Raw genomic sequence first — 17,566 nt, 5'->3', positions numbered from 1 at the left:
AAAACAATTCCGTTTTAGGTAGTAAAAAAAGACAAGATGGATATTCTTAACTTCCTAAATAGCGACCTTGTTTTCCCCGTATTGGCCTTATTTGTTGTGGTTGCCTATTTTGTAAACCGTGTTCGTTCGAGACGAAAGTTCAAGCGGTAACTGACTATAGGGTTTTCGTTTTAGGAAACCCCTGCCTGCTACAAACAGACACTTGCAATGAATTATTGTAATGTCAGCAAATGTTATATTTTATAAATATCCAGCCCTTCTATCCAGAATATTTCAGATTTAAAAAACTTAAGTCTGGTTTTGATAATTCGGTCGGTTTTGTCCCGAGGTGGTTTTGATATAAATCGTGCTTTTGAATTATTAAAGTCCAGTGTATGAATTTGAACAAAGTCTTTTTGCTTGTCTGAAAAAAACGAAATCACTTTACCGTCCGAACTCCACTTCCCTTTTCCATATTTGTGTATTATTGGCGGAATCCCAGCTTCATGATTTGTATACGCATGGAAAATGAAAGTTGCGTCTTGATTAAGATTCAACTTGTATTCAATAAGGTGTTTCTTATCTCCAAGTTTAAGATAATATTCTCCAATCAGCTCGTCAGACTGTGAGTATAGCGTCAGGCCGGATACTATAAATAATAAGGTGATTATTTTTTTCAGGATATTGATTTTTAAAGTGGTTTAAGTAAAAAAAGAAGATGTTGATTGACTTTAAAGAACCAAACAAAGGCTTTTCATAGGATACGGTATTACCTGCTGGCTTTATTTATTCGTAACATATTTGTCCAGTTTATCTAAAAATCGTTCATCTTTCATTCCTGTGCGATTGAACATAATCACACTTCCAATTCCAATGTCCGGATAAATTCTTATTTCGCAATAATATCCTCCTCCTCCTCCAGCGTGTGCGAAATATTGATTTCCGTCTAATTGTCCACTAAACCAAGACAAACACATTCCTGTAGCTTTCCCGTTATTAGTGAGATTTTCTAAAAAAAGCTTTTTTTTATACGTATTGGTTATCAGTTTGCCATTTGGCTTTAATAATTCTTGAACGTATTTTACAAAAGCATCAGAAGTTCCAATTAAACCACCATAAGAGGCTCCATTGACATAATTGTCTTTAAATGAGTTCCATTTCCCTTCTACAGTATCAACAAATATCGATTTGTCAATCATAAAACCCAAAATTGCATTCGATAAGCTATATTTTTTATGATACCCTTTTGCGTGATTATTCGTTAATGTAAAATCCATATCAGTCATATCGATTTTCAATGGGTTCAAAATGTTTGTACGGATAAATTCTTCGTAGCTGATACCTGTAGCTTTTTCAATTAGTTGTCCAAGTAGCACATAGCCAAGGTTGGAATAGGCATATTTTTCATTCGGTCTTGCTTTAGTCGTGTTGTTCTTGGTATAGACTTGATTAAAAAAAGCATTTCTGTCAAAAGACGCGTGTTCATCCGCCAAATGAATCCAACTTAAAGGAATCGGATTTGGAATTCCACTCGAATGGTTTAACAATTGTCGTATGGTAATTTCAGGTGGATATGGGAAATCTGGCAAATATTTAATTGCGGGTTGTTCAATATCAATCATTCCCTGTTCCGCTAGCTGTAAAATAGCCAATGCGGTAAATGTTTTAGTGACTGAAAACGCATTGTATGTTGTTTTTTTAGTTGTTTCTTTTTTGTTTTTTATGTCAGCAAAACCACCTTGAAATTTGTGTATAATATCATTTGTATCGAAAATCACATACTGAACTGAAGGTGTCTTGTTCTTTTCAATTAGTTTGGTTAGTGTCTTATCAATTTCGTTCATTTTAGCTGTCTATGAATTGCAAGAATTTCAAAAAGTCATAATGATTAGCACGATGCTTATCGTTTTCATAGTTTATAGGGAATAATTAGGATACAGTTATTGATGCTATCCTACGTACAACAACTAAGTTACCAATTCCTTAATTTCAATTTATAAAAACATCGCAATACTTACTTCCTTATATTTGAGTATCCATTCAATTCAACGAACATGCATATTCCCAAAATTGTACTACACTTCGCTATACTAATGTGTCTTGCTTTATTAAGTTGTGAGTCCCAACAAAAAAAAGAGAACACTATGGAGTCGGAAGAAACCAAGGAAACCGCTTCAACGGCACCCGAATACCAATTCAAGGGTGACCCATTGCGCGTAGCGATTATAGGTTTAACCCATGATCATGTCCATTGGATTTTGGGCAGGGAAAAGGTCGGCGATATCGAAATCATAGGCATTGTTGAGCCTAATCGAGCTTTGGCCGAAAAACACAGCAAACAATATAAATACTCCATGGATTTGGTGCACAATTCGATGGAAGACCTAATAAAGGTTGTTCAGCCCGAGGCTGTAATGGCTTTCAATGACATTTATGGGCACTTGGAAGTCGTGGAATTCTTTGCCCCGAAAGGCATCCATATCATGGTAGAAAAACCATTGGCCGTCAGTGTGGACCACGCCCAAAAAATGATCGCCCTCGCAAAAAAGCATAAGGTACATCTAATGACCAATTATGAAACCACCTGGTACGGCAGTAATGCCAAGGCGTTTGAGCTGATTGACGAAGGGAAGACTATGGGGGATATCGGAAAAATCGTATTCAATACTGGACACCCCGGACCCAAGGAAATCGGTTGTAGCAAGGAGTTTTTAGACTGGTTGACCGACCCCGTATTAAACGGAGGTGGGGCCTTGACCGATTTTGGTTGTTATGGTGCGAATATCACCACCTACATTATGAAAGGAGAAACCCCAATTACCGTAACCTGTGTTACCCAACAAACCAAACCGGACATTTACCCAAATGTTGATGATGACGCAACGATTATCCTTACCTACCCCAAAACAGAGGTCGTGATCCAAGCTTCCTGGAATTGGTCACACAGTAGAAAAGATATGTCCGTCTATGGCAAACACGGTTATGTGATCTGTGAAAATGGCGTGGATATGCAAATCATGGCCAATGAGAAGGACGGCCCAAAACCTTTCAAGGCAGATCCCCTACCCAAAGGCATACACGATCCTTTCGCCTATTTTACAAAGTTGGTCAAGGAAGAATATCCCATGCAACCATTCGATCTTGGGGCCATGGAAAATAATCTTGTCGTTGTACAGATATTGGAAGCGGCCAAACATGCGGCCAAAATGGGACAAACCGTGGTTTGGAATGATTTTTTTGAACAGGAATAAAAATGTGGAATATAGTACATCGATTTCTATCGCAACCCTATCCCTTTTACTTTGAAGGAAAAACCTTCTATACGCTTTTAGTCGTAGTATTCCTCATGTCTTTTGGTTTCAATTATTTCTTTGAACCTTTCAATGTGTACGTGCCAGAACATAAAATGAGTTATTTTCTTATCTCTTTGATACATGCCTTGGTTACGGCCATTGTGTTTTTTATCATGTTCCTATGCCTTAAACTCTTGCCTAAACAGGTTGAAAAATGGAATGTCTTGAAAGAAATTCTGTTTTTAAGCTCGTTTTTGATGTTGGTAGGCATTGGACAGTTTTTGATCCGCGATGTTATTTATGACAACCCCAATAATTGGTCGTGGACGTACTTAATCGAGGAAATAAGGAATACCTTTTTGGTCGGTATTCTTTTTGTGGCCATTTTGGTGCCATTGAATTTTAGCCATCTGTACCGTAAAAACCAAAATAGGGCCAGTTTCTTATCCCCAAGAACCAAAAAATCGGAAAACTCTCAAATCTATATTGTAACCGATGTAAAAAGCGATGATTTCAATTTGGATATAACCCATTTTCTGTACGCCAAGGCGGATCGCAATTATGCCGAAATATTCATGCAGACCGATGCCGGCATTGACAAAAAGCTGAAAAGGATCTCTATAAAAAATCTGGAATCCCAACTAGATCGGTTTGGGAATATCATCCGAACACATCGTTCCTATATGGTCAACCTCAACCACATTGTCAAAATCAATGGCAATGCACAAGGGTATAAATTGGACCTAAATGCATCTGAGGGTACTGTTCCGGTTTCTAGAGCTTATATCCCAAAACTTGAGGAAAGTCTCAAAACGTAAGCCTTTAACTTGTTCTTTGTACCAAAGGTTTGTTACTCGTCCCAAGTTTATAATTTGCGTTTTTGTTGCCTTTATATTTGCCATATAAAGATTACGATGATGCGTAGACACGATCTAGATTGGCTTAGGGTACTGGTTTTTGCCTTGTTGATTTTTTATCATGTGGGGATGTTTTTTGTTCCCTGGGGATGGCATATTAAAAACAATGTGATCTGCGAATGGCTAACCTATCCCATGTTGTTTATCAACCAATGGCGATTGCCCATTTTGTTTGTTATTTCCGGGATGGGCACTTACTATGCCTTGAACAAAAGATCAGGAAAGCAATTTGTGCTCGAAAGAATTGTACGGTTATACATTCCATTGACCGTAGGGATGCTCCTTATCGTTCCCCCACAAGTGTATATAGAGCGCTTGGTCAACAACGAATTCCAAGAGGGGTATTTTGACTTTTGGCCTGCACACGCCTTCAATGGCATTTACCCAGAAGGAAATTTTAGTTGGCACCATCTTTGGTTCTTGCCGTACTTACTTGTTTTCTCATTGCTCCTGATCCCCTTATTCCTATATCTTAGAAAACATCCGCTGAACACATTCACACTTTGGATAAAAAAGCTGGCAACGAAACCGTCAAGCCTCTTTTGGTTTATTATCCCACTCTATTTATGCGAAGCTTTATTGGAACCTTTCTTTGAAGTTACCCATGCCTTGGTCGATGACTGGTTCAACTTCATTAGTTCCATGCTCCTTTTCTTTTATGGCTTTATGTTGATATCGGTGAAAGAGGAATTTTGGAAAACGGTGGAGCAAAATCGTAGGCTCTACCTTTATTGTGGACTAATTGGATTTGCTCTTTATATGACCATAATTCTAAGCTTCGAGGACTCTATCTATATCCACTTTACGGAAGCTTTGGTAAAGGTATTTAATCTATGGGCTTGGATTCTGGCCTTATTCGGGTACGCCGCCAAATACTTGAACAAAGCCAGCAAGCCCTTGGCATACGCCAATGAAGCTGTCTATCCGTTTTACATACTACACCAAACCATCATTATCATTATTGGGTATTATTTGATGGACTTCAATTGGGGAATTGTACCAAAACTTGCCGTAATGCTCATACTCACCTTTCTTTTTACATGGACAATTTATGAATTCGGGATTCGGAGGTCTAAATTCATTCGCCCTTTGTTCGGATTGAAGATAAAGAAGGGCTGATATGGCGTTTTCATTTTCAAGAAAAACTATCTTTGCACGGTAATACTGAGCAATGAACACGATTAGAATCACGAAGCAATTTACCTTCGAAACGGGCCATGCCCTTTATGGGTATGATGGTAAATGTAGAAATGTACACGGACACAGTTATAAACTATCCGTCACGGTAATCGGAACCCCAATCACGGACACATCCCATGTTAAATTGGGCATGGTCATCGATTTTGGCGATCTGAAGAAAATCGTAAAAGAAGAGATTGTCGACCCTTTCGACCATGCCACCATCTTTAATAAAAATACCCCGCATGTTGAACTGGCCCAAGAATTAATGCGAAGGGACCATAAGGTGATCTTGGCCGACTATCAGCCGACCAGTGAGAATATGGTAGTCGATTTTGCTGAAAAAATCAAGGCTAGGCTTCCCAAAACTATTACGCTCCATTCTTTGAAACTTCAAGAAACAGCTACCTCCTTTGCCGAGTGGTATGCCTCTGACAATTAGCTGGCCAACGGGATTTTCCTATATTTACGCTACCTATGAAATCTATCGACATTCCAGAAGGCAAAAAAATCTACTTCGCCAGTGACAACCATCTAGGAGCCCCTACCATGGAAAAAAGTCTGCCACGGGAAAAACGATTCGTCGCTTGGTTAGATGTCGTTAAAAAGGATGCAGCCGCGATCTTTCTCCTAGGCGATCTCTTTGATTTTTGGTTTGAATACCAAACCGTTGTTCCCAAAGGTTTTACACGAACCTTGGGAAAGCTAGCCGAACTCACCGATGCCGGTATCCCTATTTATTATTTCGTGGGCAACCATGACCTATGGATGAACGGGTACTTTGAAGCCGAATTGAATATTCCGGTCTATCATAAACCAAAGCAATTTACTTTGAACAACACTGTCTTCCTGATTGGCCATGGCGATGGTTTGGGGCCCGGTGACAAAGGGTTCAAACGCATGAAAAAAGTATTCACCAATCCTGTGGCCAAATGGTTCTTTAAATGGCTACATCCTGATTTCGGGGTGCGTTTGGCACAGTACCTTTCGGTAAAGAATAAATTGATTTCCGGTGATGAGGACATCAAATTCCTAGGGGAGGACAAAGAGTGGTTGGTACACTATAGCCGAAGAAAACTGGAACAGGAACACCATGATTTTTTTGTGTTCGGGCATCGCCATCTACCCTTGGAAATTGACCTGAACGAAAAATCGAAATATATAAACCTTGGGGATTGGGTTTCCTATTTTACGTATGGTGTTTTTGATGGCGAAAAATTTTCACTGGAAAAGTACTAGCTTATTCCGTAACTGAATGCTCCTCAATATCCTTTCGTAGATCTAATCTCCTAAATGAGGGTAAGGCGAAGGTTGTGATTCCTACGGTTAATATGGTCATACAACCGCCAAAAACCACAGCAGTAACCGTTCCCATTAACTTGGCCGTAGCCCCGCTTTCAAAAGCCCCTAGTTCATTTGAAGACCCAACGAACATAGAATTTACCGAAGCTACCCTTCCCCTCATATTATCAGGCGTCTTTAATTGTAATATCGTTTGCCGTATAATCATTGAAACACCATCTACGGCCCCACTTATAAATAAGGTCCCCACTGACAACCAAAAAGAAGTGGATAAACCAAAAACGATGATACAGACCCCGAAAAAGAAAATGGAAAGCAATAATTTCTTACCTGCATTTTTATAAAGTGGAAATCGGGTTGAACCCACCATGGTCAATGCCGCCCCTACCGCAGGTGCCGCCCTTAGAATACCAAACCCCTCAGCGCCTACATGAAGAATATCCTGTGCATAGATAGGGAGCAGTGCAATAGCCCCGCCAAAAAGTACGGCAATCATATCAAGGGTAAGGGCACCCAAAATAGCCTTTGTTTTAAAAACGAATTGAATGCCTTCTTTTAAGCTTTGAAAAACCGGTTCCCCTATTTTTGGATTTAAAATCGGTTTCCGGGAAATTCGGGAAATGGCCGTTAGGGCAATTAAAGTACAAAAGAAAATCAGGCACATAGACCAATGAACACCTATGAGACTGATAGAAAACCCTGCCGTGGCAGGGCCCAATACCGAGGCCATTTGCCAGGTTGTACTGCTCCAAGTAGCTGCGTTTGGATATAACTTCTTGGGGACGAGCAAGGCCATTAAAGAGAAAATCGTTGGGCCTAAAAATGCCCTGACTATTCCCCCAAAAAAGACTAAAACATATATAGACCAGAGTATGGCTTTTGAGGAAACCATCGTAGAGAAATCCGGCCAACTTAAAACAAATAGTCCTAGACTTATTACCGAGAATCCAAAAAGGCACTTGATCAATAAATTTCGTTTCTCTTTTTGATCAACGATATGGCCTGCAAATAACGCCATGGAAACGGCGGGAATTACTTCCATAAGTCCGATAATCCCAAGTGAGAGGGGGTCTTTAGTCAATGAATATACTTGCCACTCTATGACAATAAACTGCATGGCCCACGCGAAAACCATGGCGAAACGGGCCCCTAGAAATACATTGAACTCCCTGATTCTTAATGCTGCGTACGGATCCATTTGCAAAATCTATTGCTGCTTATTCAGTGATTTCAATTCTATTGTTTTCGAGATCTAAAACTACACTTTCATAATACCCATCCCCAGTGGTTCTTGGTTCACCGACGATTTCGTGTCCTGCTTGCCTTAACCGTTCCGTAAGTCGATCCACCTTTTTCTTTGTGCCTACAGCAATCGCAAAATGGGTAATCCCTAGTTGTTCTTCCCTATCATTTGGTCTACGGACAACATCCGGACGGTGCATCAATTCCAATTTTGGACCGTCTTCAAACCTTAAAAAATAGGACGTGAAGTTGGTGTTGTGATTATGATATTTTTCCTCGGATTTGGCCCCGAAATAGGTCGTGTAAAAGGTTTTCATGCCTTCCAAATCCATGACCCAAATAGCCAAATGTTCGATTTTCATTGAATTGTCCTATTTAATATCCTTTACTTTTAATTGGATGCTCACATTACCGTTCCATTCGTTTTCCTCAATGGTAAATACCGCGCTGAACCTTTTTCCATCCTGTAGTAAGGAGAGTTTGTCACCCAGGTTGAAGCCTATGGCATCAAAAGACCTAGCTCCCTTTCCCGTAGTAGCTGTCTTGCTTTGTGAAACCTTACATTTCAAATGTTTGCCATCGTCCCCAACCCCTTTGGCATAGCCTGTATCATGCAACCCTTCCGCCATAAAAACGGGAGTCATATTTCCGGGGCCAAAAGGAGCAAACTGATTGATGATCCGTAGTAATTTAGGGGTTATTTCTTTCAATGAAATTAAACTATCTACCTTGATTTCCGGTATCAATAAATGAGGTTCAATACTTTCGGTCACCACTTTCTCGAACTTTGCCTTAAAAGGACCATACTGTTCTGGCAATAAGGTTAATCCCGCAGCATATTTATGTCCCCCGAACTGCTCAATGCAGTCCGAACATTCCTGTAAGGCATTATAAACATCAAAACCTTTCACCGAACGTGCCGAAGCTGCCAACTTTTCCCCGCTTTTGGTGAAAACCAAGGTGGGGCGATAATAGGTCTCGGTCAATCGGGAAGCCACAATACCGATGACCCCTTTATGCCAGGTATCTTTAAACACTACCGAGGTAAATCGCTCTTCCTCTTGGTTTTCCATAATCTGTACCAAGGCTTCGGCCGTGATTTCCTGATCTAGATTTTTTCTATCGAAATTATATTGTTCTATTTCCTTGGCAATAACTTCGGCTTGTTCCAAATTGGTTTCAATCAGCAAATTAACGGCATGCTGGCCATGTTTCATTCGCCCTGCCGCATTTATACGTGGCGCTATGATAAAGACCACATCGGTAATGGTGAGCTCCTTTTTCTTGATTTGATTGATTATGGCCTCGAATCCTATTCTTGGATTGGTATTGATCACCTGTAACCCAAAATAGGCCAAAACCCGATTCTCCCCCGTAATCGGAACAATGTCGGCCCCTATCGCTGTAGCTACCAAATCCAGATAAGGCACAAGATCCTCTATGGTTTCCCCATAATTTACGGCCAACGCTTGCACCAGTTTAAAGCCCACGCCGCAACCGCAAAGCTCGTCATAGGGATAGGAACAGTCATCCCGTTTTGGGTCTAATACCGCAACAGCATCAGGTAATTGGTCCCCGGGTCTGTGATGGTCACAGATGATAAAATCGACCCCTTTCTCCTTGGCATAAGCCACTTTTTCAATGGCCTTTACCCCACAATCAAGGGCAATGATCAATGAAAAACCATTATCCTCGGCAAAATCTATCCCTTTATATGAAATGCCATACCCTTCATCATATCGATCCGGAATATACGTGGCTACATTGGGATAATGTTGTAATAAATAAGAGGATACCAAGGCTACCGCAGTAGTGCCATCGACATCGTAATCGCCAAAAACCAATATATTCTCGCCATTCGTCATGGCATTTTCGATCCGTGCAATGGCCACATCCATATCCTTCATAAAAAAAGGATCATGCAGATCGGTCAATTCCGGACGGAAGAACTTTTTGGCTTCCTCGTACGTGGTAATTCCGCGTTGCAGCAGCAATTGTGCCACCAACCCATCTACCTTCAACGCACGGGCAAGTGCTTTTATTTGCTGTGGTTCGGGTTTAGGTTTTATTGTCCAACGCATAACTTAAAATGCAAGTTCAAAGGTCAAGTGCAAATTCAAAATAATTTATTTAGTAGGTGCTTAACCCTTGTTTTTTATAATGGTGGCGATTAATATACTTAATTCCGGCCGTCAGTTCGAGTGCCCTGAACTCCTTTCAGGGCGTATCGAGAACCTATTTGCTAAATTTCTTTTTTGCCAAATTAGGCAACAAATCATATGTGCCATTGATTAATGCAATCTTTTTAGACTGTGACCATTTTTTTATTTGCTTTTCCATTTCAATGGCCATTATACTATCGGTAAACTCGCGATAGAATACTAAATTAGCAGGTCTTCTATTATAGGTGTAACTATCCATATACTTTACTATTTGATGTTCCACAATTTTTCGTTCCAGATTTGATGTGACACCTATATACAATGTATTATCCGCACATTACAATATATATACAAAGGATAATTTCATACTTGCCTATAATTGTTCTCGATACGATTCCGATTATAATCGGAATCACTCGAACTGACAGAAATTTTTATACTAATTAGAATGATGAAAAACAGTCTTAACATCCAATTTCGCAAACTGCCGAAACATTTCCATAACGCCGCAATACTTTTCCACAGAGAGGTCAACCGCCCGCTGCAATTTCTTTTCATCCAGATCCTTTCCGTGAAAATGAAATTCCATAGTTACCGCATCATAATATTTCGGATGTTCGTCAGTTAAATTGGCGATGGTATCGATCTGAAAGCTATCAACATTGAGCTTCATTTTTTTAATAAGCGAGGCCACATCCAAACCCGAACATCCTGCCAGTGCCGATAGCATTAGCGCTTTGGGGCGAAATCCACTGCCTTCCCCTCCGTCATCCGGACCCGCATCGATCCGAAGATCATGCCCTGAGGGATTATTACTTTCAAACGCCATTCCGCCCAACCATTTGGTGGTGATATGATTTGTAGTACCCATAATATTTCGTTACTTGTGAAATGTAAAAATACAATATTAATACAAAAATATGCCACTAGTTACGCCCCTTGACCCCCAACATGACCCAGAAACCCAAAAGCTGGCAGAGTTCTTTAATGAGACGTTGGGCTTCTGTCCCAATTCGGTTTTAACGATGCAACATCGGCCTGCTATTTCAAAGGCTTTCATTACCTTGAACAAAGCCGTAATGGCTAATGAAGGAAGGGTAACTTCCGCCCTAAAAAGAATGATTGCATGGGTGAGCAGTAATGCTGCAGGGTGTCGATATTGTCAGGCCCATGCCATACGGGCCGCCGAGCGTTATGGGGCCGAACAGGAACAATTGGACCATATTTGGGAATACCGGACCCACCCTTCTTTTTCGGAGGCTGAACGGGCTGCATTGGACTTTTCCTTGGCAGCTTCCCAAGTGCCCAATGCCGTGGATGCTGAAATAAAGGAGCGCTTATACAACCACTGGAATGAAGGTGAGATTGTGGAAATGTTGGGCGTTATTTCCCTTTTTGGTTATTTAAACCGCTGGAACGATTCTATGGGCACATCCATCGAAGATGGGGCGGTTGAAAGTGGAGAGCACTATTTGGGGAAACATGGTTGGGAAAAAGGGAAGCATGACGGATCTAGATATTAGTTGATAATTGATAGTTGATAGAAAGCTATGCTATTAAATGTCAATATCATTTTGATTAGAAGGTTTGCACAGTAAACCATCGGTCACATTTCATTTAAATGATGTCATTTCGAACGAACGATAGTGAGGAGAAATCACATCCTCATGATTCCTGAGTGCGATTTCTCCGAGAGCTTGTCCTGAACCTTTTGACTTCCGTGCCAGAGGCAGGCGGGCGCTTAAAATAAACTTAGACGAAGGGGTCGAAATTACAGATCTATTTTTATACTAAAAACGTCCTGAGTAAATAAATGGTCAACATCCCCCAAAAAGTGCCTGTGGCCATACTAAGAATGGCCAATACAATGGCATGGGGCATCCATTTTTTCTCGTAGGCAGCCGTAACCGCCGGTGTAGTGGCAATTCCCCCAACATTGGCCATACTGGCGATGGGAACCCAGGCCATGTTGATGTTCAATAGTTTGGCAATCAGCATCATAAAAACAAAATGCCCAACCAGCCATGCCATTAAAAACCATAGGAAAGAGGAGTTAAAGCCCAGGGTCGCAAATTGAAGTTTCAACCCTAAAACCGCCATTACAAGAATTATGAGGATACCACCAACCTTAAGGGCAAACTGGTAATTCCATTTAGGCAACAGATTGCTCAAGGCCAACCCTAGAAATGAAAGGGCCACGATTCTTCCTACGAAACTGTCAATTACCCAATTACAAAGGAAAACCATCCCTAGTAGTACCAACGCACTGATCCATATAGGAATCGCTTTCCCTTTGTCAACCCTAATATCCTCAGGAATACCCACATCGGTAATCTTGAGTTTTTTGTTCATCAACCCACTTTTTTTGATGAACTGAAACATGAGTATGGTCCAAATATTCACCAAAATATTATCCATCACCAAAACAGATAAAAAGATATGCTCTGGACATTCCACCAGTTCCTTCAAAACCAATTGGCTAGTACTACCCCCGATCCAACTGCCAACAATAGGCGGAATTCCCATCCAGTATTCCTCAGCGATCAAGGTTTGTGAAATCAATTCGGTATCCCGTAATCCTAGTCCCAATAACACCGGGAATATAGCGATGAACATAGATCCCGAAACAAAAAGCACAATGGGCTTCCACCCTATGGCCTGTAGTTGTCCCAAAGACAAGCTGCTCATTACAGCAATTATGGCCAGAGGTATGAAATAGTCTTTGCTTGCAGTATGGATAGCAGCCTGGGAAAAATCCGCATCCAATATATACGAAATAATCGCGGGAATAATATAGGCCAATAAGATGGCCGGAACCCAATCGAAAAGGGATTTAATATGCTTGTTTTCCCACCGGTCTACATAATAAACCGATACTACAGTGAACAAAACAATGACCCAAGGTATTACCATGAGGTCAAATTAAAGTATTTCTATATATGATTATCAATTAATTTTTACCCTTGACCACAATTACGATTTCCCCTTTGGGGGGTTTCTCTGTATAATATTCCAACACATCCTTCAAAGTTCCCCGAATGGTCTCCTCATACAGTTTGGTCAATTCCCTGGAAACCGATATGGCCCGCTCTTCCCCAAAGAATTCCGCAAAATGGCCCAATGTCTTTACCAATTTGTGCGGTGATTCATAAAAAATCATGGTCCGTGTTTCCTCGGCCAAAAGTTTCAATCGGGTCTGTCTCCCTTTTTTTACGGGCAGAAAACCTTCAAATACAAATCGGTCATTGGGTAAGCCACTGTTCACCAGCGCAGGCACAAAGGCTGTTGCCCCAGGAAGGCATTCAACGTCAATGCCATTTTCAACACAAGCCCTGGTAAGCAAAAAACCGGGGTCTGAGATTGCTGGGGTACCCGCATCTGAAATCAAGGCAATATCATCTACACTATGTTGTAATCGTTTTAATATACTAGCGACCGTTTTATGCTCATTATGCATGTGGTGGCTTTGCATCGGGGTGTTGATGTCAAAATGATGCAACAGTTTGCCGCTGGTACGGGTATCCTCTGCCAAGATCAGCGTCACTTCCTTTAGGATACGGATCGCACGCAGGGTCATATCCTCAAGATTACCTATAGGGGTTGGCACAATATATAATTTACCCATACGCTACAACTAAGAAGCCGAAAGTCGTACACCAACTTCCGGCCAAATTATACTTCTTACAGGGAACAACTTAGGAAAACTTACGGGCTATCAAAGCCAGAAGACGTTCTACGAATTCTTCCTTTCCTTCCCAATTATTATAATCCGGTTTTACCATGTTCTCAATAAACGCCATACAACGTTCCTCGGTATCGATCGTATTCAATTGCGACAAAACGCGATTATAATCTTCCATATTGTCATTGAAAAGATGCTTCACAAAGGCCAAACGGTTATTCAAATCGATCTTAAGCTCCTTTTCAACCAATTTATCGTTCAATGATTTTATTTTGGTGTCTTTTTGCAGGTCATCACCTGCTTTGGGCATAAATAACTCCTTATCATTCTTCATAAAATTGGGCTTGGCCATAAATTCTGTCAAGACCTCATCGATTGCACCTGAATTCGGCATTTCAGAGACCATATCTCTTATGGTCTGCATCCCAGGTGTCATGATATCCTCTTCATGGGGGTTGCTTTCAGGAACGGAAGAATCCACATTTAAAACGGCGTTTGCCATGGTCTCGAACCTAGCCGCAATTACATTTTTTGTGACATCGACCTCAATATCATTCAATTTTTCCTCGATGAATTTTAAAACGGCCAATTTTTCATATAGGTTTTTGGCGGTCTCATACTGTTCGCCGATATCATTTAAATTCCCAGAGTTGATAATGTCCTTCGACAATTTCACCAATTCCTCTTTCAATTTTCTTTTCATTTCCTTTATTTTTTCTTTTGGAAAAAGATGGATCTTTTTTGAATAACTTTATACTGCTTTAAACTAAGAACGAAAAAAGACCTTATTTTCGTCTTAAAATTACAAAATGTTTCTCGAAAATACCGTTAATCATAAGGAACAATTCGGTTGGATAGAGGTTATCTGCGGCTCTATGTTCTCCGGCAAAACCGAAGAACTTATCCGTAGGTTGAAACGCGCCCAATTTGCCAGGCAAAAGGTCGAGATCTTCAAACCGATGATAGATCGAAGATACCATGAGGAAAATGTGGTCTCGCACGACGCCAATGAAATACGTTCGACCCCAGTGCCCGCAGCTGCCAACATTCGAATTTTGGCCGACACCTGTGATGTTATCGGTATTGATGAAGCCCAATTTTTTGATGATGAAATCGTCACGGTTTGCAATGACCTTGCCAATAAAGGGGTTCGTGTTATCGTTGCCGGTCTTGACATGGATTTTAAGGGCAATCCATTTGGACCCATGCCGGCCTTGATGGCAACGGCTGAGTATGTCACCAAAGTGCATGCAGTATGCACACGAACGGGTAATTTAGCGCACTACAGTTTTAGAAAAGCCCTGAATGATGATCTGGTCTTGTTAGGCGAAACTGAAGAATATGAACCTTTGAGTAGGGCCGCCTATTACAAGGCCATGCTAAAGGAAAGGGTCAAGGACATTGAGGTGAATGTTGAGGAGATCCCTAAAACCAAAAAAGACACCAATGCCTAAAATCTCGGAAACCACCCTGGAAATCGATATGACTGCCTTGGAACATAATTATCGTTTTTTACGTTCCCGATTACATCCGAAAACCAAATTTTTAGCAGTGGTCAAGGCTTATGCCTATGGGTCGGATGCCGTTCAAATCGCTACAAGATTGGAGGCATTGGGAGTCGATTATTTTGCGGTCGCCTATGTAAAAGAGGGCATTGCCTTGCGCAAGGCAGGCCTACAAAAACCTATCTTGGTACTGCATCCCCAACATCTGAATTTTGATGCACTTATCAAAAACTGTCTGGAGCCGAGCATTTACTCCCCCAAGGTACTTCGGGAGTTTTTGGAAGCCGCAAAACGGAATGAACAAAAAGAGTATCCCGTTCATCTCAAATTCAATACCGGTCTCAATCGGTTGGGCTTTCATGAGAAAGAGATCGAAGGTATCGTTAAGTCGTTGGAAGGAAGGAAGGAATTGAAAGTGGCATCTGTTTTTTCCCATTTGGCAGCTTCCGAGGACATGAAAGAGCAAGATTTTACAGAACGGCAGATAGCGTCATTCAGTAAAATTGCCGGATTGGTGACCAAAAAATTAGGGTATAGCCCCTTTAAACACTTGTTGAATACTTCGGGTATCTTGAATTATCCCAAGGCACAATTTGATATGGTTCGTAGCGGAATCGGACTATATGGGTTTGGTAATGATATAAAAATCGATGCGGAATTTGAACCCGTAGTTACCTTAAAAACCATCATTTCCCAAATTCACCATATTGCCCCCAATGAAAGTGTGGGTTATAATAGGGCTTTTTCCTCAAAAGGTGTCACGGTCACGGCCACATTGCCTTTAGGCCATGCAGATGGTATCGGTAGACAATACGGAAATGGCAAGGCTTGGGTAAATGTCAATGGCAAAATGGCGCCCATAATCGGTAATGTATGTATGGATATGATTATGATCGACGTAACCGGTATCGCCTGTAAGGAAGGTGATGAAGTCATTGTTTTTGGAAAAAAACCCACGGCTGAGGAATTCGCCGCTTATGCCAATACCATTTCCTATGAACTTATTACCGGTCTTTCACAACGGGTTACCAGAATATTAAAGGGTCTCTAAAAACCTTTTTAACATTTTGTTAGGAAACCTTTTTTTAACTACCTTGCGCGTACATTAATTATTAACTATAAAACACTTAAAATGTTAAAAGAATTCAAGAATTTTATCATGACCGGTAATGTCATCGAATTTGCCGTTGCCGTTATTTTAGCGGGGGCCGTAGGCCTTGTCGTAAATGGTTTTGTTGCCGATATCATTATGCCGATTGTCGGACATTTCGCGGGCGGAATGGATTTCGCCAACCTTAAAATTGTACTTACCGAAGCATCAGGAGTAGAAGGAGCTGAAGGGTATGTTGCTGAAAATGCCATTCGCTGGGGAGCTTGGGTAAACACCATTGTCAATCTATTGATTGTAGGTTTGGTGATGTTCGTGATCGTCAAGGCGTATAACAAAACAAAGACGCCACCTGCACCACCTGCACCAGCAGGACCAAGTCAAGAAGATCTATTGGCTGAGATTCGTGATCTTTTGAAAAAGAAATAGTAAAATAGATACCAGAATAGTTTCTGGTGACCGCTACACTAAAAAACAATCAAACCGGCTCTTCGATATATAGAGCCGGTTTTTCTTTTCATACCTTTTTCAATAGGGATGTAGGGATGATTTGGAAATGGTATTCCAATAATTGTTACAAACATAACAAAATGTTATATTTTAATTAATCAAAGGGATTTGTCTTGTCCGATCCCATAGCTTGAACTACATTTGCCCTCTAAATTAAAATCATTATGAAAATTGCAGTTGTCGGGGCCACAGGAATGGTCGGTGAAGTAATGCTAAAAGTATTGGCAGAACGAAATTTTCCCATTACGGAACTATTGTTGGTAGCATCAGAACGTTCTGTAGGAAAAAAATTAAAATATAAGGGCGAAGACCATACCGTAATAGGTCTCTCCCAAGCAGTCGCTGCAAAACCGGATATCGCCATTTTTTCCGCAGGTGGTGACACCTCCTTGGAATGGGCCCCTAAATTCGCTGAAGTTGGGACAACCGTAGTTGATAATTCATCCGCTTGGCGTATGGATCCCACCAAAAAATTAGTCGTCCCTGAAATCAATGCCAATGAGTTGACCGCCGAGGACAAGATTATTGCCAATCCCAATTGCTCAACCATTCAATTGGTCATGGCCCTAGCGCCCTTGCATGAAAAATATAAAATGAAACGGGTGATCGTATCTACCTACCAATCCGTTTCAGGTACTGGGGTCAAAGCGGTACAACAATTGGAAAATGAGATCGCCGGCATACAGG

Annotated in this window: 19 protein-coding genes; 10 read left to right on the top strand and 9 right to left on the bottom strand. The window is 41.0% G+C overall.

Annotated features, from left to right (window positions below; translation table 11 throughout):
• Positions 1-761: 761 nt before the first annotated feature.
• Positions 762-1,823, bottom strand: coding sequence for a serine hydrolase domain-containing protein (locus WBM98_RS13875; RefSeq protein WP_424366620.1), 1,062 nt, complete (start codon positions 1,821-1,823; stop codon positions 762-764).
• Between the two features lie 300 nt (positions 1,824-2,123).
• Between WBM98_RS13875 and WBM98_RS13870 the strand changes: the two genes are divergently transcribed.
• The 5 genes from WBM98_RS13870 to WBM98_RS13850 all read left to right on the top strand — a co-directional run bounded on the left by WBM98_RS13870 (position 2,124) and on the right by WBM98_RS13850 (position 6,607).
• Positions 2,124-3,230 (top strand): Gfo/Idh/MocA family protein, encoded by a 1,107-nt coding sequence (locus WBM98_RS13870; RefSeq protein ID WP_424366619.1) that lies wholly within the window; start codon positions 2,124-2,126, stop codon positions 3,228-3,230.
• A 2-nt stretch (positions 3,231-3,232) separates the two neighbouring features.
• The gene (locus WBM98_RS13865) at positions 3,233-4,090 is read left to right on the top strand and encodes a LytTR family transcriptional regulator DNA-binding domain-containing protein (RefSeq protein ID WP_424366618.1); all 858 of its coding nucleotides are present in this window, start codon (positions 3,233-3,235) and stop codon (positions 4,088-4,090) included.
• 96 nt (positions 4,091-4,186) lie between these two features.
• A complete protein-coding gene (locus tag WBM98_RS13860) occupies positions 4,187-5,308 on the top strand; it encodes an acyltransferase family protein (protein WP_424366617.1) in 1,122 nt (373 codons plus the stop codon).
• Positions 5,309-5,360: 52 nt separating this feature from the next.
• Positions 5,361-5,810 (top strand): 6-pyruvoyl trahydropterin synthase family protein, encoded by a 450-nt coding sequence (locus WBM98_RS13855; RefSeq protein ID WP_424366616.1) that lies wholly within the window; start codon positions 5,361-5,363, stop codon positions 5,808-5,810.
• A 35-nt stretch (positions 5,811-5,845) separates the two neighbouring features.
• Positions 5,846-6,607: a UDP-2,3-diacylglucosamine diphosphatase gene (locus WBM98_RS13850; RefSeq protein WP_424366615.1), complete on the top strand. Its 762-nt coding sequence runs from the start codon at positions 5,846-5,848 to the stop codon at positions 6,605-6,607.
• Between the two features lies 1 nt (position 6,608).
• On the opposite strand, the gene WBM98_RS13845 is transcribed toward WBM98_RS13850, so the two are convergent.
• The 5 genes from WBM98_RS13845 to WBM98_RS13825 form a co-directional block, all read right to left on the bottom strand.
• Positions 6,609-7,868, bottom strand: coding sequence for an MFS transporter (locus WBM98_RS13845; RefSeq protein ID WP_424366614.1), 1,260 nt, complete (start codon positions 7,866-7,868; stop codon positions 6,609-6,611).
• Positions 7,869-7,887: 19 nt separating this feature from the next.
• A complete protein-coding gene (locus tag WBM98_RS13840) occupies positions 7,888-8,274 on the bottom strand; it encodes a VOC family protein (protein ID WP_424366613.1) in 387 nt (128 codons plus the stop codon).
• Between the two features lie 9 nt (positions 8,275-8,283).
• Positions 8,284-9,993 (bottom strand): single-stranded-DNA-specific exonuclease RecJ, encoded by a 1,710-nt coding sequence (gene recJ / locus WBM98_RS13835; protein ID WP_424366612.1) that lies wholly within the window; start codon positions 9,991-9,993, stop codon positions 8,284-8,286.
• 154 nt (positions 9,994-10,147) lie between these two features.
• Complete coding sequence (locus WBM98_RS13830) at positions 10,148-10,357, bottom strand: GIY-YIG nuclease family protein (RefSeq protein ID WP_424366611.1); 210 nt, start codon at positions 10,355-10,357, stop codon at positions 10,148-10,150.
• A 156-nt stretch (positions 10,358-10,513) separates the two neighbouring features.
• Entirely contained in the window at positions 10,514-10,945 is a 432-nt protein-coding gene (locus tag WBM98_RS13825; RefSeq protein WP_424366610.1) for an OsmC family protein, read from the bottom strand.
• Positions 10,946-10,994: 49 nt separating this feature from the next.
• Here WBM98_RS13825 and WBM98_RS13820 point away from each other — a divergent pair, with 49 nt between their 5' ends.
• Complete coding sequence (locus WBM98_RS13820) at positions 10,995-11,597, top strand: carboxymuconolactone decarboxylase family protein (protein WP_424366609.1); 603 nt, start codon at positions 10,995-10,997, stop codon at positions 11,595-11,597.
• Positions 11,598-11,859: 262 nt separating this feature from the next.
• Here the strand turns inward: WBM98_RS13820 and WBM98_RS13815 are convergent, their stop codons facing one another.
• The 3 genes from WBM98_RS13815 to WBM98_RS13805 all read right to left on the bottom strand — a co-directional run bounded on the left by WBM98_RS13815 (position 11,860) and on the right by WBM98_RS13805 (position 14,459).
• A complete protein-coding gene (locus WBM98_RS13815) occupies positions 11,860-12,987 on the bottom strand; it encodes a DUF819 family protein (RefSeq protein WP_424366608.1) in 1,128 nt (375 codons plus the stop codon).
• Between the two features lie 37 nt (positions 12,988-13,024).
• Positions 13,025-13,699, bottom strand: coding sequence for a 16S rRNA (cytidine(1402)-2'-O)-methyltransferase (gene rsmI / locus WBM98_RS13810; RefSeq protein WP_424366607.1), 675 nt, complete (start codon positions 13,697-13,699; stop codon positions 13,025-13,027).
• 70 nt (positions 13,700-13,769) lie between these two features.
• Complete coding sequence (locus tag WBM98_RS13805; protein ID WP_424366606.1) at positions 13,770-14,459, bottom strand: hypothetical protein; 690 nt, start codon at positions 14,457-14,459, stop codon at positions 13,770-13,772.
• Positions 14,460-14,565: 106 nt separating this feature from the next.
• On the opposite strand from WBM98_RS13805, the gene WBM98_RS13800 reads away from it, so the two are divergent.
• The 4 genes from WBM98_RS13800 to WBM98_RS13785 all read left to right on the top strand — a co-directional run.
• The gene (locus WBM98_RS13800; RefSeq protein ID WP_424366605.1) at positions 14,566-15,210 is read left to right on the top strand and encodes a thymidine kinase; all 645 of its coding nucleotides are present in this window, start codon (positions 14,566-14,568) and stop codon (positions 15,208-15,210) included.
• The gene (alr, locus tag WBM98_RS13795; protein WP_424366604.1) at positions 15,203-16,312 is read left to right on the top strand and encodes an alanine racemase; all 1,110 of its coding nucleotides are present in this window, start codon (positions 15,203-15,205) and stop codon (positions 16,310-16,312) included. The genes WBM98_RS13800 and alr overlap by 8 nt, the downstream gene beginning before the upstream one ends.
• 81 nt (positions 16,313-16,393) lie before the next feature.
• The gene (gene mscL / locus WBM98_RS13790; RefSeq protein ID WP_424366603.1) at positions 16,394-16,798 is read left to right on the top strand and encodes a large conductance mechanosensitive channel protein MscL; all 405 of its coding nucleotides are present in this window, start codon (positions 16,394-16,396) and stop codon (positions 16,796-16,798) included.
• A 245-nt stretch (positions 16,799-17,043) separates the two neighbouring features.
• On the top strand, positions 17,044-17,566 hold a 523-nt coding region (locus tag WBM98_RS13785; protein ID WP_424366602.1), incomplete at its 3' end, for an aspartate-semialdehyde dehydrogenase.

The sequence above is a fragment of the Maribacter sp. genome (genome assembly GCF_049667165.1).
GTDB lineage: Bacteria > Bacteroidota > Bacteroidia > Flavobacteriales > Flavobacteriaceae > Maribacter_A.
This window is presented reverse-complemented; position numbering and strand designations above follow the sequence as displayed.